The organism is Martelella mediterranea DSM 17316 (assembly GCF_002043005.1).
Lineage (GTDB): Bacteria > Pseudomonadota > Alphaproteobacteria > Rhizobiales > Rhizobiaceae > Martelella > Martelella mediterranea.
This window is the reverse complement of sequence record NZ_CP020330.1, coordinates 841,860-863,572: the sequence shown is the minus strand read 5'-3', so window position 1 is coordinate 863,572 and position 21,713 is coordinate 841,860. Positions and strand designations below refer to the sequence as shown.

Below are 21,713 nucleotides of genomic sequence, written 5' to 3'. Positions count from 1 at the left end.
CTCTTGCGGCTTTGCGGTGCCCTCTCGGGTTGACCCGGTTTTATGTCATTTTTACTTCAGTTTTATGACAGTCTATCCCTATGAAAAAATTAAGGGTTTCACTTTTCGGACGCCGTCAGAACCGGACGGTGAAGGTCGTGCCCTGGCCGACTTCGGATTTTACCGAGAGCCGGGCGCGATGGCGGGTGAGGATGTGCTTGACGATGGCGAGGCCAAGGCCGGTGCCCTTCTTCGAACGGCTGTCGGCGACCGAGACGCGATAGAAGCGTTCGGTCAGTCGCGGCACGTGTTCGGAGGGGATGCCAGGGCCGTGATCGACCACGGAAACCTCGGCGCCGGAAGGCGAAAGCGGCTTGAGATAGACCTCGACCTTGCCGCCTTCTGAGCCGTATTTGCAGGCGTTCTCGATCAGGTTCTCGAACACTTCCACCAGTTCGTCCTTGTCGCCGTTCACCGTCACCGGCTCCTCGGGCATGAACAGGTGGATCGACACCTCCAGATCCTCAGCCAGCGGCAGCAGGCTGTCGCGGACATGGCCGAGCAGGGCGTTGAGCGTGACCGTCTGGTCCGGCGGCAGATGGGCCTTGGCCTCCAGCCGCGACAGGCTCATCAGGTCGTCGACCAGACGGCTCATCCGGGTCGCCTGGTCGAGCATGATCGGCAGGAACCGTTCCTGCGCCTTCACATCGTGCTTGGCCGGGCCCTGCAGCGTTTCGATATAGCCGCGCAGCGAGGCGAGCGGGGTTCTGAGTTCGTGGCTGGCATTGGCGACGAAATCGGAGCGCATGCGATCGATCCGGCGCGCCTCGGAGACATCGCGCAGCACCAGCATGAACACCGGCTTCTCGGCATCGGAAACCGGCGCGCTGCGCACCAGATAGACGCGCTCGGAGGGCAGTCGCTCGGAATATTCGATCTGGTTGACGCGGCCGTTCGCCAACGTATCGCGGATGATGTCGAGCACGCCGGGGGCGCGCATGCGCGCCGAGATGTGGGAGCCGAGCGGGAATTTTCCGAACGTGTCGCTCGCCGAGCGGTTCTGGAACAGAACCGTGCCGTCGGGGGCCAGAAGATAGATCGCAAGGTCGATTTCATCGAGCAGGCCGGGAAGGTCGCCGAAATCGAAGGCGAGCACGGTCTCCAGACTGTCGGGAACGCTCTCCTCCTCCGCGGCCAGCCTGGGCCGGATGGCGGCAATGGCGGCAGCGCAGACGATGAGCCAGGCGGAAATGACGGCAAGGGCCGGGAGCGCACCGTCATAGAGCGCAAGCAGCGCCACCGCCGTCGTTGCAAGCAACACGAACCACGCCGCGGCCATGCGCGAGGCAATGCCGCTCAGAATGCCTTCCACACGGTTCACCCGATGCTCCCGAAATCTCCTGAACTGCGCCTACTATACGCATTTTGTAACAGGAATATTGATGACGGGAAAATAATCGGGGGATGGCGGGGCAGGACCGAGAACAGTCGCAGGCCTCCGCTTTGCAGGGCCCTTGCAATAGCGACCTCTCCGCCCGGAGAGGAGATTATAGGTCGTCGAGCCCCACCCCACGCCCTCGCTCTTCACTGTTGGAAATTCCTGAAAACCGGCCAACATCATTGCAGCGGCCCGCCATTTCGCTATCTTCGGCCCGCCGCCCCCCTCTCTTTCCGCGGCAGGCGATTGATTTTTCCCTCCGGACAGGGCACGGACAAGCCACAGACAGGCCACAGACAGGGCGGCCAGACGAAAGGAACCGAGATGACCAGCGCGAGTTTTGCCGAGCCGCAAGTGATGGCCGACCTGATGGCCCGGATGCTGTGGGAAATCGAGGCGGTGCATTTTTCGCCCGACGAGCCCTACAAGCTCTCCTCCGGCCTGGTGAGCCCGGTCTATATCGACTGCCGCCGGCTGATCTCGTTTCCGCGCATCCGCTCCACCCTGATGGATTTCGCGGCCGCGAAGATCATGGCCGAGGCCGGCTTCGAGCAGTTCGACTGCGTGGCCGGCGGCGAGACCGCGGGCATTCCCTTCGCCGCCTTTCTGGCCGAACGCCTCGACCTGCCGATGATCTACTGCCGCAAGAAGCCGAAGGGCTATGGCAAGAACGCGCAGATCGAGGGCCATATGCCGGAAGGCGCGCGGGTGTTGGTGATCGAGGACCTGACCACGGCCGGCGGCTCGATGTTCAACTTCATCGACGCGATCCGCAATGCCGGCGGCATCGTCAATCACGGCATGGCGCTGTTCTACTACGATATTTTCGCCGAGGCCGGGAAACGTTTCGCCGATGGCGGCGTTGACCTTCATTATATCGCGACATGGCAGAACGTGCTGGCGGTGGCGCGGGAGAAGAAACTGTTCGATGACAAGGCGCTCGATTCCGTCGCCGATTTTCTCGACCAGCCGATGGCCTGGTCGAAGGCGCGCGGCGGCGTCGACCGACTGTCCGCCTGAGACGCGCTGAAAACAACTGGGAGAACATAATGATTCTGTGCTGCGGCGAAGCCCTTATCGACATGCTGCCCCGTGAGACCACAAAGGGCGAGCCGGCGTTTTCGCCCTATGCCGGCGGCGCGGTCTGCAACACGGCGGTGGCGCTCGCAAGGCTCGGCCGGCCAACCGGCTTCTTCTCCGGCCTGTCATCGGACCTGATGGGCGATATCATCCGCGAAAAGCTCGACGCCTCCAATGTCGACCATTCCTATGTCGCGACCTCCGACCGCCCCACCACGCTGGCCTTCGTCAAGCTGGTGAACGGTGCGGCGAGCTACGCCTTCTATGACGAGAACACCGCCGGCCGGATGATCACCGAGGCCGACCTGCCGGAAATCGGCGATGACTGCCGCGCCATGCATTTCGGCGCGATCAGCCTGATCCCGGAGCCCTGCGGCTCGACCTATGAGGCGCTGTTGATGCGCGAGGCGGAAAAGCGCGTGATCTCGCTCGACCCCAACATCCGCCCGAGCTTCATCACCGACGCCGACAAGCACCGCGCCCGAATCGAGCGGATGGCGGCGAAGGCCGATATTCTGAAATTCTCCGACGAGGATCTCGACTGGTTCGGGCTCGAAGGCTCGCTCGACGACAAGGCCCGCCACTGGATTGCGGCCGGCGCCAGCCTCGTCGTCGTCACCCGCGGCAGCGACAGCACGATCGGCTATACAGCCACGGAAAAGGTCGAGGTGGCGAGCGAAAAGGTCGAGGTGGTCGACACCGTCGGCGCCGGCGACACCTTCGATGCCGGCATCCTCGCCTCGCTCGACCTCGCCGGCCTGCTGACCAAGGACAAGGTGAGGACGCTTTCCGCCAACGCCATCCGCGACGCGCTGGCGCTTGGCGCAAAGGCCGCCGCCGTCACCGTCTCGCGCGCCGGCGCCAATCCGCCCTTCGCCCACGAAATCGGGCTTTGATCCGCCGTCTGGTAACTTACACCAGCCCGCGTCCCTTCAGCATAGCCTCGGGGCCGGGCATGCGGCCGCGAAACGCCTGATAGGCCGCTTCCGGCGCGACCGATCCGCCCTTGGTGAGGATTTCAGACTTGAGCTTGCCGGCGGTTGCCGGATCGAAGACGTTGCCCGCCTCCTCGAAGGCTTCAAAGGCGTCGGCGTCGAGCACTTCGGACCACATGTAGGAATAATATCCTGCCGAATAGCCATCGCCTGCGAAGATGTGCAGGAAATGCGGGATCGCGTGGCGCATCGCGATCGCCTTGGGCATGCCGATCGCATTGAGCACCCCATCCTGGAACGCCACCGGATCGGCCGGCGGGTGTTCGGCGGTGTGAAGGCGCATGTCGACAATCGCGCAGGCGGTGTATTCGACGGTCGCGAAGGCCTGACCGAAGGTCGCGGCGGAAAGCACCTTGTCCATCAGCGCCTCCGGCATCGCCTCTCCGGTTTCGGCGTGCAGCGCATAGGTCTTCAGCACCTCCGGCGTGGTCAGCCAGTGTTCGTAGAGCTGTGAGGGCAGTTCGACGAAATCGCGGTCGACGCCGGTGCCCGAGACGGACGGGTAGGTGACATCCGACAGCATGCCGTGGAGCGCATGGCCGAATTCGTGGAACAGCGTGCGGGCGTCGTCGAGCGACAGCAGCGCCGGCTTTCCGGCGGCGGGCTTGGCGAAGTTGCAGACATTGATGACGATCGGGATTTCGCCCTGCTCGCCATTCGGCAGGGTCAGCCGGTGCTGGCTCTGCAGTGCGTTCATCCACGCGCCGGAGCGCTTCGAGGTGCGGTTGAAATAATCGCCGAGGAAAAGCGCGATCAGCTCGTCATCGGCATTGCGGATTTCATAGACCCGCACATCCGGATGATAGGCCTTCACATCCGGCTTCGCCACGGCGCGAATGCCGAACAGGCGCTCGGCCACGGCAAAACAGGCCTCGATGATCTTTTCGAGCTGAAGATAGGGCTTCACCTCGCTTTCGGAGAAATCAAATTTCCGGGCCTTGAGCTTCTCGGCGTAATAGCGCCAGTCCCAGGCCTCGATCTCGCCGTTGTAACCTTCCTCGGCGGCAAGCTCTCGCAGTTCCGCCTCATCGGCCGCCGCCGCCTTCACGGCCTTTTCCCAGACATCCATCAGCAGCGCATCGACGGCGTTCGCGGTCTTGGCCATGGTGTTGTCGAGCTTCAGCGCGGCGAAATTCTCATAGCCGAGAAGTGCAGCCTTTTCCGCGCGCAGCGCCAGCGTTTCCTTCATGATGTCGCGGTTGTCGTGCTCCCCGCCGGACAGGCCGCGTGCGGTCCAGGCCTTGAATGCCTTTTCACGCAGGTCGCGACGGGCCGAGAGCGTAAGGAACGGCTCTACGATCGAGCGCGACAAGGTGACGGCATACGCGCCCTCGCGGCCGCGCTCGCTGGCCGCGCCCGCCATCGCGTCGATCAGAAAATCGGGAAGGCCGGCAAGCTCGTCTTCCTGCGTCAGAAACATCGCCCAGTCGCTTTCGTCGGCCAGCACGTTCTGGCCGAAGGCCGCGCCGAGTTCGGCAAGCCGGCGGTTGACGGCGGCAAGCCGTTCCTGCTCCGCGCCCTCAAGCTGCGCGCCGGAGCGGACGAAGCCCTTCCAGTGGCGCTCCAGCACACGCCATTGCTCACCGGTGAGCCCCAGCCCCTCGCGCGCCTGCCAGAGCGTGTCGATGCGCTGGAACAGCGCCTTGTTGGCGCCGATCGCGGAATAGTGGCTGGAGAGCTTCGGCACGATCTCGCGCTCGATCTTCTGGATCTCGGGATTGGTGTCGGCGCCTGCGCGCGTGAAGAACACCGCACTGACCCGCGACAGCGCATCGCCGGAAACCTCCAGCGCATCGACCGTGTTGGCGAAATCGGGGGCATCCGGATTGGCCGCGATCGCGTCGATCTCGCGATTATGGTCGGCCATCGCCCAGTCGAAGGCAGCAGTGAAATCGCCGTCCGCGATGCGGTCGAATTCGGGCAGGCCCGCAAAACCCTCCCAGCGGATGAGAGCGCTGTTGATCGTATCGGTCATGTCGCATCGGTCCTTTCATGCTGGCTGGCGGCCTATCATGTGTGTGCGGCAGACGCGGCTTCAAGGCAAGGGCCTTGATCGACCGCTTAAAAAATAGTAAGCAATGCTTATTAAATTGCCGACCACGAGAAAACCCCAATGACGCAAGCACCGACCGACAGGATCGGTTTCCTGCTGAACGACGTCGCACGGCTGTTTCGCGCGGCCTTCGAACGCGAGATCGCGAAAAGCGGGCTCGGCGTGACGCCTGGCGAGGCGCGCGCGCTTGCCCGCATCGCTGCCATCAACGGTGGCCGGCAGAGCGAGATCGCGGTGGCGCTCGGCATCGAGCCGATGACGCTGTCGCGCTATGTCGACGGGCTGGAAAAGGCAGGGCTGATAAAGCGCACCGCCGACCCGAGAGATGGACGCGCCAAATGCGTGACCACGACCGAGAAAGCCGACGCCGTGGTATCCGCCATCCGCGCGCATTCCGACGATCTGCTGGCGCGCCTGCAGACAGACCTTCCCGAAGGCGACAGGCAGGCGCTTTCACGGGCGCTCAGAACCATGCGCAACAATTTCGCGCGACTGTGAGAGATGACGCGACGATGAGCCAGAATTCCGCAACCCGACCGTTGATGAGCGAAGGACGCACAAGCGTGCTGGGCGCGGCGCTCTCCATGCTCGGGCCGATTTCGCTGTCGCTCTATACGCCCGCCATGCCGGCGCTGACGGAGGCCTTCGCCACCACGGATGCGGCGATCAAGCTGTCGCTGTCGTTCTATTTCGGCGGCTTCGCCTTCGCGATGCTCGCCACCGGACCGCTGTCGGATGCGTTCGGGCGGCGGCGCACGGTTGTGTGGTTTCTGGCGCTTTATCTGCTCGGCAGCATCCTCGCCGCCTTCGCGGGCAGCGTGTCGATGCTGCTGGCGGGCCGGCTGGTGCAAGGCATCGGCGCTTCGGTGGGGCTGACCGTCGGCCGCGCGATCGTGCGCGACCAGTTCACCGGCGAGCCGGCCTCGCGGATACTCAACATGCTCGGCATCATGCTCGCTGTCGGCCCGGCGATCGCGCCGACATTCGGCGGCATCATCCTTTATCTCATTGGCTGGAAGGCGATCTTTGTCGCCATGATCGGTTTCGGCCTCACGCTCGGCGCGCTGGTGCTGCTGCTGATGGAGGAGACCGGCAAGCCGGATCGCGCCAAGGCCAGGCCGTTGCCGCTGCTGAAGGCCTATGGCCGGCTGTTGCGCAGCCAGCATTTCATGGCCTCCTCCCTGATCATCGCAACCTCGACCGGGTCGCTCTACGCGCTGGCATCGATCCTGCCCTTCGTGATGATCAATCTTGCGGGCCTGACGCCATCACAATTCGGCATCGGCATGCTGATGCAGACCGGCTGCTATTTTTCCGGCTCGGTGGTCTTCCGCATCCTGCTTCGCTGGTTCACGTCGAAGGCGCAGGTGGCCTTCGGCCTTTCCTTCGTCGGCATCGGCGCGGTCGCGCTTGCCATTTCCACGGAGGTTCTGCCGATCTCCTATCTTTCGGTGATGCTGCCGGTCGGCTGCTTCGCCTTCGGCATCGCCTTCCTGATACCCTATATCACCAACGCCGCGCTGCTGCCATTTCCAGATATCGCCGGCTCGGCCTCGGCGATGATGGGCTTCATGCAGATGGGCTCCGGCCTCGTCACCGGCATGATCGCCGCCCTTCTCGGTTCCCCGGTACTGGCCATGCAGATCATGGTGCCGGCAATGGGCGCGATCGCCGTCGCCTGCTATCTCTGGCTCCGCCTGATCGAAACGCGGGAGCCGGCAACTCCGGAAATCCGGGAGCCGGCCGAACCGCCTGCAGCCGGCGATGACTGGAACAAGGACCCCCAGCGTTCCGCAGCGATAAAATAACGGACATATCGCCTTTTACTGGTATTCCCCGCGCAAGCCCGCTAAGGTTGAGATCGTCATTCCGGGGGCACAGATCATGTTGCGCAATGCGCTCGATTTCATGCGGGCCAATGTCAGGTTCTTTGCGATCGTGATCGTCGCGACGGCGGTTCTTCCCTCGCTCGCGCCCGCCGCCATCGCGAGCCTGCTGGAGGTCGTCGCAAGCAGCGCGGTTCTCTTTCTCATCTACAGGCGGCTCCTGCGACAGGCCTCCTTGAACCCCTTCAGCCCTGGCGCGGGGATCGCGCCTGCGGAACTGTTCGGTTTCGTCTGGCGCGACCTTGTCATCGTGGCCATGTCGGCGGCCATTCCGACCATGCTGCTTTTCATCGTGACCCTGATCGACCTGACGAATGTGAACGTCAGCATCGCCCTGATCTACGGGAGTACCGTGCTTTTCGAGCTTTTCGTGGTCTGGGGTATTGCCTATTTCGGCACATGGCTCCCGGCATATGTCTATGGCCAAAACCCGACATTCCGGGCAGCGCGAAAGCGCGGTCAGGCGAGTTTCGGCTCCCTTGCATGGCGGTTCACGCTTTTATCGCTGGCGGTGCTCGCCATCGGTTTCGCGCTCGTCCAGATTGACGGCCCGCTCGGACTCTCCGATGCGATATGGCTCTACTGGCTCGTCATCATTCCAATCACCGCCGTCATCAACTGGTTCGTCAATGTCTATATCGCGGTCGCGCTCTGCCAAGCCTATGTGACGCTCGAGAAACTCGTCTGACGCCGTCTGGGTAATATCCCCAAGGGGAGGTCGACGAGGCGGCGGGACTGCCACCTCGTCTTGCAAGACTGCTCAGCTCCGGTCGCGCTTGGCGAGCGTCCTCAGGCGCAGCGCATTGAGCTTGATGAAGCCGGCGGCGTCCTTCTGGTCGTAGGCGCCGTGGTCGTCCTCGAAGGTGACGAGGGCTTCGGAGTAGAGCGATTTCGGGCTCTCGCGGCCGATGACCATGACATTGCCCTTGTAGAGCTTCAGCGTCACCTCGCCCTCGACATGCTCCTGGCTCTTGTCGATCGCGGCCTGCAGCATCGCTCGTTCCGGCGAGAACCAGAAGCCGTAATAGATCAGCTCGGCATATTTCGGCATCAGCTCGTCCTTGAGGTGCGCGGCACCCCGGTCGAGCGTGATGCTCTCGATCGCACGATGAGCGGCCAGAAGGATCGTTCCGCCGGGAGTCTCATAGACGCCGCGCGACTTCATGCCGACGAAGCGGTTTTCGACGAGATCAAGCCGGCCGATGCCGTTGTCGCGGCCATAATCGTTGAGCTTCGCGAGGACCGTCGCCGGGCTCAGACGCTCGCCATTAATCGAGACGGCGTCGCCCTTCTCGAAGCCGACCTTGATGATCGTCGCCTTGTCGGGGGCAGCCTCCGGGGACACCGTGCGCATATGGACATATTCCGGCGCTTCGACGGCCGGGTCTTCCAGCACGCGGCCCTCGGAGGAGGAATGCAGCAGGTTGGCGTCGACCGAGAACGGCGCTTCGCCGCGCTTGTTCTTGGCGATCTGGATCTGGTGGCTTTCCGCGAATGCCAGAAGGTCGGTCCGGCTCTTGAACGTCCAGTCGCGCCACGGCGCGATGATCTTGATATCCGGGTTCAGCGCATAGGCCGACATTTCGAAACGGACCTGGTCATTGCCCTTGCCGGTGGCGCCATGGGCGATCGCGTCGGCGCCGGTCTTTTCGGCGATCTCGATCAGGTGCTTGGAGATCAGCGGCCGGGCGATCGAGGTGCCGAGCAGGTAAACGCCCTCATAGACGGCATTGGCGCGGAACATCGGGAACACGAAATCACGGACGAATTCCTCGCGCACATCCTCGATGAAGATTTCCTTCACGCCCGCCTGCTCGGCCTTCAGGCGCGCCGGTTCCAGCTCCTCGCCCTGGCCGAGATCGGCGGTGAAGGTGACGACTTCAGCGCCGAGTTCGGTCTGCAGCCATTTCAGGATGATCGAGGTGTCGAGTCCGCCGGAATAGGCGAGCACGACCTTCTTGACGTCTTTGTGCGTTGCCATGTGAGTTCAGGTCCATATGGTGTTTGAATGTGTGAGCCGTTTTAGCGGCTTTGCGCGGCCACGCAAGGAAAACCGTGGCGAAGCGCCGCGCAGTCTGGCCAAATTGCGCATTGACACGAAGTTTCATCTGCCAAAAAGTCATGAGCAAAGCCAAACCGCGCGCCAAATCGCCCCGGCGACCCGGCAAAAAGCGGAAAACGGGAGGAAATCATGAGCCAGCATCCTGCACTGAAAGCGGGCAACTCCGCCGTCATCACCGGCGGCGCATCCGGCATCGGCCTTGCCGCCGCCAAAGCCTTCATCGAACTCGGCATGAATGTCATGATCGCCGACCTGAAGGGCGAGAAGCTGAAGCGGGCCGGAGACGAACTGGCCGAACTTGCCGAAAAGAAGGGCGTGAAGGCGCTGGCGCATGCCACCGATGTCTCCGATCTCTCGGAACTGGAGGAGCTCGAGTGCGCCGCGAACCGCGCCTTCGGCAACATCCATGTGCTGATGAACAATGCCGGCATCCAGCCCGGCACCGCCGTTTTCGGCAAGCAGATGCCGTGGGACCGGATCATCGGCGTCAATCTTACGGGCGTCATCAACGGCACCCGCATCTTCGCGCCCGAAATGCGCGCCCATGGCGAGCCGGCGATGATCATCAACACCGGCTCCAAGCAGGGCATCACCACGCCGCCCGGCAATCCGGCCTATAATGTCGCCAAGGCCGGGGTGAAGGCGTTCACCGAGGCGCTGCAGCATGAATTGCGCAATATCGAAGGCTGCAGGCTCGAGGCGCATCTGCTGATCCCGGGTTTCGTGTTCACGCCGCTGACGGCCAATGGCCGCGATGAAAAGCCCGAGGGCGCGTGGACGCCCGAACAGACCGTGGACTTCATGCTGAAAAGCCTGGAGGCGGGCGATTTCTACATTCTGTGCCCCGATGGCGAGGTCGACCGCGCCACCGACGAGAAGCGGATGATGTGGGCGATCGGCGACATCGTCGAGAACCGTCCGCCGCTGTCGCGCTGGCACCCCGATTACGGCGATGCCTTCAAGGCCTATCTGAACGGCGACGGACATGGCCATTGACGAGGAACTGAGCGCCAGGGTGCGCGACCGTCTCGAAGGCCTTGAGGGGCTCGGCGAGAAGAAGATGTTCGGCGGGCTCTGCTTTCTGGTGAACGGCCATATGGTGGTCGCCGTCAGCCGGCGGAAATCCGGCGAGGGCAGCTACCTGTTCCGCATCGGCAAGGAGAATGCCGATGCCGCCAAAAAGCTCGGCAGGTCGGAGCCGATGGTTCATGGCGGCCGAAAAATGTCCGGCTTCTATTACGTTGATGCCGACGACGTCAGTGATGCCCATTTCGAGGAATGGATTTCGGTCGCCGTCGAAAACGCGTTCTCCCTGCCGCCAAAGGCGTAAAGGACCGGGATGTAGACGCATTGTCGCCGCCGCGCCCCTTGTCCCGACGGCTTCATCCTCTCATATTGCCGAAAGCGTCGCCCGACCCGCGATGCGTCAGCAGGAGCGTTCTTCCATGTATACCGGCATCGTCCAGGCCGTCCGGCCGCTTTCCGACATCACCCGCTATCCCGGCGGCAAGACCTTCACGGTCGCCTTCACCGATGAATTGCTGGAAGGGCTAAAGCTCGGCGCCAGCGTGAATATCGAGGGCGTGTGCCTGTCGGTCACCGGGATTTCCGGCCACAATGTCACCTTCGACGCCATGAACGCGACGCTGGAGCGCACCAATCTCGGCGCGCTTGCCACGGGAGACGGCGTCAATCTGGAACGCTCGGCCAAGATGACAGACGAGAACGGCGGCCACGTGATCGCCGGCCATGTGGCGACCACGGCCACCGTGGAAGCAATCAGCACCGCGGAGGAAAGGGCCTTCATCCGTTTCCGCGTGCCGGAGGAATGGGCGAAATATATATTTGCGCGCGGCTATCTGGCCGTCAACGGCTGCAGCCTGACGGTGGCGGAGGTCGAGGACAGTCTGTTCACCATCAACCTGATCCCGGAAACGCTGCGCCAGACCACGTTTACCCGCTACCAACCCGGCGACCTTCTGAACATCGAAGTCGACCACCAGACCATGGTGCTGGTCGACGTCATCGAACGCACGGTGACGCGCGTCCTGCCGGGACTGGTGGCCGGGCGCTGACCGGGTTGCCCGCGTGGCAATTTCAAACGCTTTCGGGCGCTTGCCGAACGGGGTTAACAGGCCGGTAACCATTTTTTCCTCTCGGCCCCACCCCTTCGTCCGGACTTCACATTCGGCGCTATACTCCTCGTGATCAAAGCAGTCGGGCAGATCCGGCATTCGAGGACAAGCGATGACATTCAGGTTTCTACTGGCGGCGGCATACCTGGCAGCCTCCTCCGCCGCGGCCGAGCCCGCGAATTTCATCTATTCGGGCGATGCCGATGAGGTGACGCTGACGCGCCTGTTGCAGCGGCCCGATATCGAGGGGCTCCAGCAGATCTACAGCTGGCGGCAACTCGAGCCCGGCGAAGGCGTGTATGACTTCTCCGAGATCGAGGCCGATCTCGCCCGCACCAAAACGCTGGGCAAGCAATTCTTCATCCAGATCCAGGACCGATTCTTTTCCAACGAAGCCCGTCGCCTGCCCGACTATATCCTGACCGATCCGATCTATGAGGGCGGCCTCGTGGCCCAGATGGACGGCAATGGCGAGGAACTGGCCTTTCAGCAGGGCTGGGCCGCGATCCAGTGGAACGACGCGCTGCGGACGCGCTTCCAGGCCTTGCTGACGGCCCTCGCCGAGGAGTTCGACGGCCGCATTGCCGGCATCAACCTCCCGGAAACCGCGATCGATATCGATATGGAGGCCGACACGACCGGTTTTTCCTGCGATGCCTATTTCGATGCCGAACTCGACAATCTCCGCCACGCCCGATCCGTTTTCGCCGAGAGCAATGTGGTGCAGTATGTGAATTTCTGGCCGTGCGAATGGAACAACGACCACGGCTATATGGAGCGGCTGTTCGACACGGCGGCAGCGGAAGGCATCGGCCTTGGCGGTCCCGACATCGCGCCATATCGAAAGGGGCAGATGAAGAACGCCTATCCGTTCTTCCACGATTATCACGACCGCCTGCCGGTGGTCGCGATGGCCATTCAGGAGCCCACGCTGAAATACAGGAACGATGAGACCGGCAAGCCCTATACCAGGGCGGAGTTCGTCGATTTCGCCGAGAACTATCTTGGCGTCGATATCATTTTCTGGACGCCCGACGCGCCCTGGCTTTTCGAAGACTGAACCGGCGGGCGGGCGGCGTCTCAGCCGTGATGGGCAAACCGGCCGAAGGTGCCGCGCGAGAAGATCAGCGGTTCGCCTTCGCCGTGGGCGGCGCGCAGCACCCGGCCGATGACGATGGTGTGGTCGCCGGCATCATGACATTCGGCGCGGGCACATTCGAACCGCGCCAGCGTTCCCGCGAGCACCGGCACGCCTTCTTCGTTAAAGTGATGGTCGAGCCCTTCAAACGCCACTCCGCCACGCGTGAAGCGGGCGGAGAGATCGTGCTGGTCGGCCGCGAGCACATGGATGGCGAAATGGCGCGCGCCGGCGAACAGGTCGTGACGGCGCGAAGACTTGGCCGGCGACCACAGCACCAACGGCGGATCGAGCGAGACCGAGGCGAAGCTGTTGACCGTCATGCCCTGCGGCCCGGCATCGCCCTGCAGCGTGACCACGGTGACCCCGGTGGAGAACGCGCCGAGCGCGTGGCGATAGCGGCGGCTATCGGCCGGGTCGGGCACGAAAACATTGTCTTTTGCGATCGCCATCCGGTGCAACGTCATTCTCCATGTCTTGTCGCATTTTCGCGAACGTCCGGCGTGACTGCGAAATGCGCTAAGGAACCTCGTATCCGCGCGCGGTCTCGAACAGGGCAAACCAGTCCTGCCGGTCGAGCTCGACCTTTTCCGCATCGGCAATCGCGGCAATCCGGTCGAGATTGTTGGTGCCGAGCACCGGCAGGATATTGGCCGGATGCGCCAGCAGCCATGCGATGGCGACGGCAGAACCATCGACGCCGAAGCGCTGGCCGATCACCTCCAGCGCGGAAAGCAGCGGCTTGCCGGCTTCTGAAAACAGCCGGCCGCCGCCAAGCGGAGACCATGCCATCACCGGCAGCTTGCGCTCCTGCAGGAAGGCCAGATCGCCATTGGTGAAGGGGTCGGTCGCAAGCAGGCCGAGCTCGATCTGGTTGGTGGCGAGCCAAGTTTCCATATTGGATTGCAGCAGGGTGAAATCATGCGGGCGGAAATTGGAGACGCCCGCCGCAACAATCTTGCCCTCGGCCACCAGATCGTCCAGCACCCGGCCGGTCTCCTCCGGATCGATCATCGGATCGGGCCTGTGGATCAGGAGCAGGTCGACATGATCCGTCCCCATGTCCCGAAGCGAGGCCTCGACCGAGGCGCGGATATGCTGCGCCGACGTGTCGTAATGCTTCACCCGCTTGGCCGAATGCCGGCCCATCGGCACGACGATGCCGCATTTGGTGACGATCTCGATCCGGTCGCGCAGGCCGGGTGACGCCTTCAGCGCGCCGCCGAGCACGGCTTCAGCCGTGTAGCCGCCATAGATATCGGCATTGTCCATGGTGGTGATGCCCTGCGCGAGGCAGGCTTCGATCTTGGCCTGAACGGTCTTCGGCGATGCGTCGCCCTCGGCGATCCGCCACAGGCCGTAGACCAGGCGGCTGAAACTCAAATCCTTCGCGATATCGACCCGTTGCATCAATGCCTCTCTCCAACGCCGAGCGGCGTTGCCGGTGTGGTTTCTGGTACGCGGCCATATACATGCGGCAGCGAACAGGTCTCAAGCGCCGGCAGGACCTTTGTTCCGAAATGATCGGCCTCATCGAGATGCGGATAGCCGGAGAGGATGAAGGCGCGAATGCCCATGTCGCGATACTCGGCAAGCTTCGACAGCACCTGATCGGTGGAGCCGACCAGCGCCGCGCCGCAGCCCGAGCGGGCACGGCCGATCCCCGTCCACAGATTGGGCTCGATATAGCCGAACTGGTCGGCCAGTTCGCGGGCGCGCGCCTGATGCGAAACGCCGAGCGAGGCGGCATCATGGGCGCGGTCGCGGATCAGCCTTCCATATTCATCGTCAAGCTTCGAGACCAGATGATCGGCGTATTCGCGCGCTTCCTTCTCGGTATCGCGCACGATCACATGGACGCGCAGGCCGTAATCGAGCGTGCGGCCATGGGCGGCGGCGCGGGCGTGGACAGCCTTCATCCGCTCGGCGAGCTGGTCCTTCGTCTCCGGCCACATCAGATAGACATCGCACTGCGCGCCGCAAAGCTCCAGCGCGTCCGGCGAATAACCGCCGAAATAAAGCAGCGGCCCGCCATTTTGCTGATAGGGCCGCGCGGGCTCAGTCGTCACATTCTTGAACTTGTAGATTTCGCCGTCGTAATTGATTTCGTCGCGGGTCCAGGCCTGGCGCAGTATCTCCACCACCTCATGGCTGCGGCGATAGCGATAGGCGCTGTCGGCCTCCTCGCCCGGAAAATTGGAGGAGATCACGTTCAGCGTCAGCCGGCCCTTCAGCATGTGGTCGAGTGTGGCGACCGTGCGCGCCAACATGATCGGCTGCATCTCGCCGCAGCGGATCGCCGCCAGGAAATTGAGTTTTTCCGTAATGGGCGCGCAACCGGCCACGAAACTCAGCGTGTCCTGCCCCACCTGATAGGAGGACGGGCACAGGATGTTGCGGAAGCCATGGCTCTCCGCCTTCTGCACGATTGCCGAACAATGTTCGAAGGACGAACGCAGACTGCCGTCCGGCACGCCGAGATAGGCGTAGTCATCCGAACACAGCGCGGAAAACCACGAGACTTCGGCAGCGTTCAGTTCGGCGGATGTGACGGGCACGACGGTCATGCGTTTCTCCCATTTTTTGCTTGCGTATCATCAAATTTTGAGTAAATCAATAGTGTATCAATTTTGAGGTGACGATGGAAACCCGCAATGACGGCAGCCTGCCGGTCTATCTTCAGATCGTCGAACTGATCGTGCGCGATCTGGCGGCCGGACGGCTGGTCGACGGCGAGAAGCTCGCGCCCGAACGCAAGCTGGCCGCCGAACTGAACGTCGCGGTCGGGACGCTGCGCAAGGCGCTCACCGAACTGGAGACGCGCGGGCTGCTGGAACGCCGGCACGGCTCGGGCAATTACGTGCGCGCGATCGCCGATCCGGCGAGCGTCTACACCATGTTCCGGCTGGAACTGATCGAAGGCGGCAGCCTACCGACGGCGAGGACGATTTCGGTGGATCTTATGGCGAAGCCGGACGTCCTGCCGGATTTCGGGACGTCCGCAAAGGCCCACCGGATCCGCCGCCGCCGCTTCGTCGGCAAGCGGTTCGCGGCACTGGAGGAAATCTGGCTCGATGCGGCCTATGCCGAGACGCTCACCATGACCGATCTTTCGGAAAGCCTCTATCTCCATTACCGCACCCGGCTGGGGCTCTGGATCACGCGGGCCGAGGACCGGATCGGGCTTGGCCGCGTGCCGGACTGGACGCCGGATGATTTCGGGCTTGCGTCCGGCGCACCCGTGCCCGAGGTGCAGCGCATCTCCTTCGACCGGGACGGCGAAAGTGCAGAATTTTCATACACATGGTTTGACCCGGCGGTGGTGCGTTACGTCGCGCGGCTCAAATAGGAGAGGCTGAGGTGAAGGCAATCTACGGCATTATCGGCTGCGGTATGATGGGACAGGAGCATCTGCGCAATATCGCGCTTCTGCCTGATGCGGAAATCGGCGCGATCTTCGAACCCGATCCGGATATGCGCGAAAAGGCGGCAGCGCTTGCACCTGAAGCGAAGCTCTGCGACAGCCTCGCCGATCTGCTCGCGGTGGAGGCGATCACCTGCCTGCTGATCGCCAGCCCCAACCACCTCCATCTATCGCAGATGGAGGAGATCGCCCGCACGCGGCCGCTGCCGCTGATGGTGGAAAAGCCGCTCTTCACAGATCCTGGCGATACCGCGCGGGTAAGCGCCTTCAAGGCGAACTACCCCGCCCCTGTCTGGGTGGCGATGGAATACCGCTACATGCCGCCGATCGCGCGGCTTCTTCAGGAGGCCGAAAGCGCAACCGGCGGCGTGCGAATGCTGACGATCCGCGAACACCGCTTTCCGTTTCTGACCAAGGTCGGCAACTGGAACCGCTTCAACCGCTATTCCGGCGGGACGCTGGTGGAAAAATGCTGCCATTTCTTCGATCTGATGCGGCTGGTGATGAAAAGCGACCCCGTGCGGATCATGGCAAGCGGCGGCCAGGCTTTCAACCACCGCGACGAGATCATCGACGGCCATGAGCGGCCGGATGTCTGGGACCACGCCTATGTCATCGTCGATTTCGCCTCGGGAACCCGCGCGGCGCTTGAGCTCTGCATGTTCGCGGAGGGCTCGCGCTTTCAGGAGGAGATTTCCGCGATCGGACCGGCCGGCAAGATCGAATGCCACGTGCCCGGCCCGACCCGCTTCTGGCCGGTCGAACTCGGCGCGCCGCCCGATCCCCGCATGGTCTATTCTCCGCGCAACCCCAAGGGGCCGCGCGAGGCCGTGATCCCGGTCGATCCGACGCTCTTAATGGCCGGCGACCACAATGGCTCGACCTTCTACCAGCATCAAAGCTTCGTCGCCGCGATATCCGGCGCGCGCCCGGTGGAGGTGAGCCTTGAGGATGGCTGGTGGGCCGTCGCCATGGGCCATGCCGCGCAGCAATCGGCCATGAGCGGCCATGCGGTGAAGCTCGAAGGCGACCATTTCAGGGTCCAGACTTGACAAAAGGCAAGAAATTCAAGGCCAAAGCGGACGCCTTGCCGCGCAAGACGCACCTTCAAACTGGACGGCAACACAAGAACCGCTGTAGCATGTTGATGAGCACGAAACAGCGGACGCAAAACGATGGGTCGCCTACCCCTGAACCTTACCCTGGACCCGATAGACCAGCCCAGGGACGCCGTCGATATTATCCTTGAGACGGTACGCAAGCATTTCGACATGGAGGTCGCCTATCTTTCCGAGATCGTCGATGGCCAGTCGGTTTTCCGCGCGGTCAGTGCGCCGGGTTTCGAGGCGGTTATCAGCCCGGGATCGGTGATCCCGCTTTCCGAGGTCTATTGCCAGCACATTCTCGACGGCGTGTTGCCGAACCTGATGACCGATACCAGCCAGCATCCACTCGCCGTGGCCATGCCGATAACGCGCAACGTGCCGATCGGCGCGCATCTGAGCCTGCCGGTCTACCGCGACAATGGCCAGGTCTACGGCATGCTCTGCTGCCTGCGCAGCACGCCGCATCCAAGCCTTGGCGAGCGCGATCTTGCGGTCATGGAGACCTTTGCCGGGCTTGCCGGCAACCAGATCAATGACGGCCTGCGCCGCCGCGCCGAGATCGCCGACATCAATGCCCGCCTGGACAGCGCGCTTGTCGCGGACGGCTTCAGGATCGCGCTGCAGCCGGTTGTGGATCTCGAAACCCTGCGTCCGATCAAGTTCGAGGCGCTGTCACGGTTTGCCGATGGCCGTCCGCCCAATATCTGGTTCGAGGAGGCCCGGCAGGTGGGCCGGCAGATCGAACTCGAAATCGCAGCCATTGAGAAAGCGCTGACATTGCCCGGCCAGCTCCCGGAAGAGATGGCGATCGGCTTCAATGCCTCACCGCAGACCATTACCAGCGACGCTCTGCTTGAAGCGATCGGCCATATACCGGCGGAGCGCCTTGTGGTGGAAATCACCGAGCACGACGTGGCGGAGGACTTCGACGAGCTCGCAACCGCGCTCCAAACATTGCGCCGGCGTGGCATACGCACCGCCGCCGACGATGTCGGGGCCGGGTTTTCCGGCCTGATCGCGCTTTTGCGCATGCGCCCCGATATCCTCAAGCTCGATATCGAACTGGTGCGCGACATCAATTCCAACCTCGCCAAACAGGCGCTTGTGCTGGGTATGGTCGATTTCGCCCGCCAGACCGGCGCGCTTACCATCGCCGAAGGCGTGGAAACCGAGGAGGAATACGCGACCCTGCTCCGCCTGAAGGTCGATCTGGGTCAGGGTTACCTTTTCGCCAAGCCGATGGAGATCGGCAGTGCGCAGGAATGGTTGGCGGAAAGACGTTAGGGTTTATCGAAAAAACGCGCCGCAAAGGTTTCCCGTAGCGGCGCGCCATGTCTGGCGTTTTCAACCTTCACCGAGGTCGTCTTCATTATGGATCAGCTCAAGCGCACCATAGAGGCGGACCGCCGCCGCGCTGTAGCCCAGCTTCATGGCAAGATCCAAAGTGGCTTCTATGGATCGCACCATCCGTATCTTTTTTGATTCCGAAATCAGCAAGCGGCCAATGCGCTCCTGACTATCCGCACTAATATCATGCATTCCCTCACCTCATTTATTATTTTCGTTGGGGCGCGCCCAGAGCACAATAATTATTAGTTTTAAATAATATACATAATACTTCTTATATAGACAACGCTAATGATTGTCTATTTTTTAACTATTGAAGGAATTTATATTTTAGTAGATTATGCAACTCATGATCGAAACACCGATAGATAACAACGTTGTTATACTCGGAGAATGCGTGGCCGCCGGCCTGCGCGCAATTCGGCAGGCCTTTGAGGAAGCGGCGTACAGCTGACCGCCGGAAGCGCACGCAACCCACCTGAAATTCGCCGGCTCACTGAAAAATGAGGCTGGTCGGTCCACACCGAGTGGATCAATAGAACGCGACCAAACCGCGCTTTGCCCGAAAGCCGCTTTTGCTCTATCAGGATGCGGATGCAATGCAGGACCGCGCGAACATGAAGGATGAAACCAAGGCGCTGCCCGTCACCGCCGTGCTGGAACCGCTGACGGCGGCGTTGAAGAGCCACGGCCGCGCGGTTCTGTCCGCGCCGCCCGGCGCCGGCAAGACCACGCTGGTGCCGCTGCACCTGCTGGAGCGCGGCCCGCCGGGCAGGATCATTCTGCTGGAGCCGCGAAGGCTTGCCGCCCGCGCCAGCGCCTTTCGCATGGCATCCCTTCTCGGCGAGGAGCCCGGCGGCACCGTCGGCTATCGCATGCGGCTCGACACCAAAGTCTCGGCCAAAACCCGCATCGAGGTGGTGACAGAGGGCGTGTTCGCCCGCATGGCGCTAGAAGACCCCGAGCTTTCCGGCATTTCGACGGTGATCTTCGACGAATTCCACGAACGCTCGCTCGATGCCGATTTCGGGCTGGCGCTGGCCCTCGATATCCGCGCCGGTCTGCGCGAGGATCTGCAAGTGCTGGTGATGTCCGCGACGCTGGATGTCGCCCGGATCGCCGCCCTTCTCGGCGATGCGCCGGTGATCGAAAGCAAGGGCAGGGCCTATCCGGTCGAAATCCGCTATCAGGCCCGGCCGCCGCAAGCGCGCATCGAGGACAGCGTCGCCGACGCTGTGCGCGCCATGTTGGCGACGGAAGAGGGCTCGATCCTCGCCTTCCTGCCGGGCCAGGCCGAAATCCGCCGCACCGCCGAGCGGCTGGAGGGAAGGGTGGGCGACGACACCGACATCGCGCCGCTTTACGGCAATCTCACCCGCGCCGAACAGGATGCCGCGATAAAGCCCGCGCCGGCCGGTCGCCGCAAGGTGGTGCTCGCCACCTCGATCGCCGAAACCTCGATCACCATTGACGGCGTCACCATCATCATCGACAGCGGATTGCAGCGCCAGCCCGCCTATGAGCCGGCAACCGGCATCACAAGGCTGGAAACCGTGAAGGTCTCGCGCGCGGCCGCCGACCAGCGCGCCGGCCGCGCGGGGCGCACCGCGCCGGGGATTGCGTTGCGGCTCTGGCATGAGGGCCAGACGGCCGCGCTTGCCCCCTTCAGCCCCCCGGAAATCATGAAATCCGATCTCTCCGGCCTCGTGCTCGACCTCGCCCATTGGGGCGTCACCGACCCCGCGCAGCTTGCCTTTCCCGACCAGCCGCCCGCGCCGGCCCTTGCCGAGGCGAGGAAGTTGCTTAAGTCGCTCGGAGCGCTGGGAGAGGATGACCGGCTGACCGAAACCGGCGAACGCATCCGCGCGCTATCGCTGCCGCCGCGCCTTGCCGCCATGGTGATCAAGGCCGGCCGCGAGGGCCATGCCCGAGACGCCGCGCGGCTTGCCATGCTGATGAGCGAGCAGGGGCTTGGCGGCACCGGCATCGATCTGTCGGAGCGGCTGCGACGGTTTGCCGCCGACCGATCACCACGCGCCGAGGCCGCGCGCGGCCTTGCGGACCGGATTGCGAAGGCGGCGGGCGACGGGCGTGCGGACGGCCCGTTCGACCCCGGCGAAGCGCTGATCCATGCCTTTCCCGACCGCATCGCGATGGCGCGTGGGGGTCGCGGGCGCTATCTGATGGCGAACGGGCGCGGGGCGGAGCTTGCCGAGGACGATCCGCTTGCCGGCCAGGATTTTCTGGTGATCGCCGATCTGACCGGATCGGCCGCGCGCGGACGCATTCTGGCCGCCTGCCCGCTCGCGCGCGCGGTCATCGAGGCGCAGCCGGGGATCGAGACGCTGGAGGAATGCGTGTTCGACCGTGACAGCCTGTCGGTGCGCGCGCGCCACGTCCGCCGGCTCGGGGCGCTGGTGCTTTCCGAACGCGCGGTGAAGAGGCCCGCGGGCGAGCAGGCGGCCGGGGCCCTTGCCGAGGGGTTGCGCGAGCACGGGCTGGCGCTGATCGCTTTTCCGAAGGAGGCGGCGCATCTGAGAGAGCGCATCGGCTTTCTGCACCGCAAGCTTGGCCCGCCCTGGCCAGACGTCAGCGATGACGGGTTGCTCGACAGCCTCGATGCCTGGTTCACGCCGTTCCAGACCGGCCAGACATCGCTTGCGGCGGTTACGTCCAAAAGCCTGACGGACGGTCTCAAATCGTTGCTGCCCTATCCGCTTGCCGCCGATCTCGACCGGCTGGCGCCCACCCATTTCACCGCGCCCACCGGCGACCGGCTGCCGATCCGCTATGATGGCGACGAGCCGGTGCTTTCGATCCGGGTGCAGATGCTTTACGGGCTGAAGGTTCATCCGACGATTGCCGGCGGCGTGCCGCTGCTTTTGGAACTGACCTCGCCCGCCGGCAGACCGATCCAGACGACGCGCGACCTTCCCGGTTTCTGGGCCGGGTCTTGGAAGGATGTGCGCGCAGACATGCGTGGGCGCTATCCGAAACATCTCTGGCCGGAAAACCCGGCCGAGGCCGAAGCAACGCGCAGGGCAAAGCCGCGCGGAACGTGACAGGAGAC

General features: G+C 63.2%; 20 protein-coding genes. 13 read left to right on the top strand and 7 right to left on the bottom strand.

Features of this window, described 5'->3' with window-relative positions:
- Positions 1-115 precede the first annotated feature (115 nt).
- The gene (gene phoR, locus Mame_RS03925; protein ID WP_018065340.1) at positions 116-1,351 is read right to left on the bottom strand and encodes a phosphate regulon sensor histidine kinase PhoR; all 1,236 of its coding nucleotides are present in this window, start codon (positions 1,349-1,351) and stop codon (positions 116-118) included.
- Between the two features lie 390 nt (positions 1,352-1,741).
- Between phoR and Mame_RS03920 the strand changes: the two genes are divergently transcribed.
- A complete protein-coding gene (locus tag Mame_RS03920; RefSeq protein ID WP_018065341.1) occupies positions 1,742-2,437 on the top strand; it encodes an orotate phosphoribosyltransferase in 696 nt (231 codons plus the stop codon).
- Between the two features lie 29 nt (positions 2,438-2,466).
- Entirely contained in the window at positions 2,467-3,393 is a 927-nt protein-coding gene (locus tag Mame_RS03915) for a carbohydrate kinase family protein (protein ID WP_018065342.1), read from the top strand.
- A gap of 16 nt (positions 3,394-3,409) precedes the next feature.
- Here Mame_RS03915 and Mame_RS03910 read toward each other — a convergent pair whose 3' ends face one another.
- Entirely contained in the window at positions 3,410-5,467 is a 2,058-nt protein-coding gene (locus Mame_RS03910) for a M3 family metallopeptidase (RefSeq protein WP_018065343.1), read from the bottom strand.
- 138 nt (positions 5,468-5,605) lie between these two features.
- Here Mame_RS03910 and Mame_RS03905 point away from each other — a divergent pair, with 138 nt between their 5' ends.
- The 3 genes from Mame_RS03905 to Mame_RS03895 all read left to right on the top strand — a co-directional run bounded on the left by Mame_RS03905 (position 5,606) and on the right by Mame_RS03895 (position 8,119).
- The gene (locus tag Mame_RS03905; RefSeq protein ID WP_018065344.1) at positions 5,606-6,043 is read left to right on the top strand and encodes a MarR family winged helix-turn-helix transcriptional regulator; all 438 of its coding nucleotides are present in this window, start codon (positions 5,606-5,608) and stop codon (positions 6,041-6,043) included.
- A gap of 14 nt (positions 6,044-6,057) precedes the next feature.
- Positions 6,058-7,353: a multidrug effflux MFS transporter gene (locus tag Mame_RS03900; RefSeq protein ID WP_018065345.1), complete on the top strand. Its 1,296-nt coding sequence runs from the start codon at positions 6,058-6,060 to the stop codon at positions 7,351-7,353.
- A 76-nt stretch (positions 7,354-7,429) separates the two neighbouring features.
- Positions 7,430-8,119: a hypothetical protein gene (locus Mame_RS03895; RefSeq protein WP_018065346.1), complete on the top strand. Its 690-nt coding sequence runs from the start codon at positions 7,430-7,432 to the stop codon at positions 8,117-8,119.
- 72 nt (positions 8,120-8,191) lie between these two features.
- Here Mame_RS03895 and Mame_RS03890 read toward each other — a convergent pair whose 3' ends face one another.
- Positions 8,192-9,412 carry an argininosuccinate synthase gene (locus Mame_RS03890; protein WP_018065347.1) on the bottom strand — a complete coding sequence of 407 codons (1,221 nt, stop codon included), beginning with the start codon at positions 9,410-9,412 and terminating at the stop codon, positions 8,192-8,194.
- 210 nt (positions 9,413-9,622) lie between these two features.
- On the opposite strand from Mame_RS03890, the gene Mame_RS03885 reads away from it, so the two are divergent.
- From Mame_RS03885 to Mame_RS03870, 4 genes are all read left to right on the top strand, one after another.
- The gene (locus Mame_RS03885; RefSeq protein ID WP_018065348.1) at positions 9,623-10,489 is read left to right on the top strand and encodes an SDR family NAD(P)-dependent oxidoreductase; all 867 of its coding nucleotides are present in this window, start codon (positions 9,623-9,625) and stop codon (positions 10,487-10,489) included.
- On the top strand, positions 10,479-10,823 hold the full coding sequence (locus Mame_RS03880) for a TfoX/Sxy family protein (RefSeq protein ID WP_018065349.1): 345 nt from the start codon (positions 10,479-10,481) through the stop codon (positions 10,821-10,823). Before Mame_RS03885 ends, Mame_RS03880 begins: the two co-directional genes overlap by 11 nt.
- A gap of 115 nt (positions 10,824-10,938) precedes the next feature.
- A complete protein-coding gene (locus Mame_RS03875; protein ID WP_018065350.1) occupies positions 10,939-11,568 on the top strand; it encodes a riboflavin synthase in 630 nt (209 codons plus the stop codon).
- A 172-nt stretch (positions 11,569-11,740) separates the two neighbouring features.
- Positions 11,741-12,688, top strand: a complete 948-nt coding sequence (locus tag Mame_RS03870; protein ID WP_018065351.1) for a hypothetical protein — start codon at positions 11,741-11,743, stop codon at positions 12,686-12,688.
- A gap of 20 nt (positions 12,689-12,708) precedes the next feature.
- Here the strand turns inward: Mame_RS03870 and smoA are convergent, their stop codons facing one another.
- The 3 genes from smoA to Mame_RS03855 are packed head-to-tail and all read right to left on the bottom strand — an operon-like array spanning position 12,709 to position 15,333.
- Positions 12,709-13,233, bottom strand: coding sequence for an NADH-dependent FMN reductase SmoA (smoA, locus tag Mame_RS03865; RefSeq protein WP_026173568.1), 525 nt, complete (start codon positions 13,231-13,233; stop codon positions 12,709-12,711).
- 52 nt (positions 13,234-13,285) lie between these two features.
- The gene (locus tag Mame_RS03860) at positions 13,286-14,176 is read right to left on the bottom strand and encodes an aldo/keto reductase (RefSeq protein WP_018065353.1); all 891 of its coding nucleotides are present in this window, start codon (positions 14,174-14,176) and stop codon (positions 13,286-13,288) included.
- On the bottom strand, positions 14,176-15,333 hold the full coding sequence (locus tag Mame_RS03855) for an LLM class flavin-dependent oxidoreductase (protein ID WP_018065354.1): 1,158 nt from the start codon (positions 15,331-15,333) through the stop codon (positions 14,176-14,178). The genes Mame_RS03860 and Mame_RS03855 overlap by 1 nt, the downstream gene beginning before the upstream one ends.
- A gap of 74 nt (positions 15,334-15,407) precedes the next feature.
- Here Mame_RS03855 and Mame_RS03850 point away from each other — a divergent pair, with 74 nt between their 5' ends.
- The 3 genes from Mame_RS03850 to Mame_RS03840 all read left to right on the top strand — a co-directional run bounded on the left by Mame_RS03850 (position 15,408) and on the right by Mame_RS03840 (position 18,580).
- Entirely contained in the window at positions 15,408-16,115 is a 708-nt protein-coding gene (locus Mame_RS03850; RefSeq protein ID WP_018065355.1) for a GntR family transcriptional regulator, read from the top strand.
- Between the two features lie 11 nt (positions 16,116-16,126).
- Entirely contained in the window at positions 16,127-17,242 is a 1,116-nt protein-coding gene (locus tag Mame_RS03845) for a Gfo/Idh/MocA family protein (protein WP_018065356.1), read from the top strand.
- Positions 17,243-17,365: 123 nt separating this feature from the next.
- Positions 17,366-18,580, top strand: a complete 1,215-nt coding sequence (locus tag Mame_RS03840) for a sensor domain-containing phosphodiesterase (protein WP_033410337.1) — start codon at positions 17,366-17,368, stop codon at positions 18,578-18,580.
- A 60-nt stretch (positions 18,581-18,640) separates the two neighbouring features.
- Here the strand turns inward: Mame_RS03840 and Mame_RS03835 are convergent, their stop codons facing one another.
- A complete protein-coding gene (locus Mame_RS03835) occupies positions 18,641-18,835 on the bottom strand; it encodes a hypothetical protein (protein WP_018065358.1) in 195 nt (64 codons plus the stop codon).
- 407 nt (positions 18,836-19,242) lie between these two features.
- Here Mame_RS03835 and hrpB point away from each other — a divergent pair, with 407 nt between their 5' ends.
- Entirely contained in the window at positions 19,243-21,705 is a 2,463-nt protein-coding gene (gene hrpB / locus Mame_RS03830; RefSeq protein WP_235726824.1) for an ATP-dependent helicase HrpB, read from the top strand.
- Positions 21,706-21,713 lie beyond the last annotated feature (8 nt).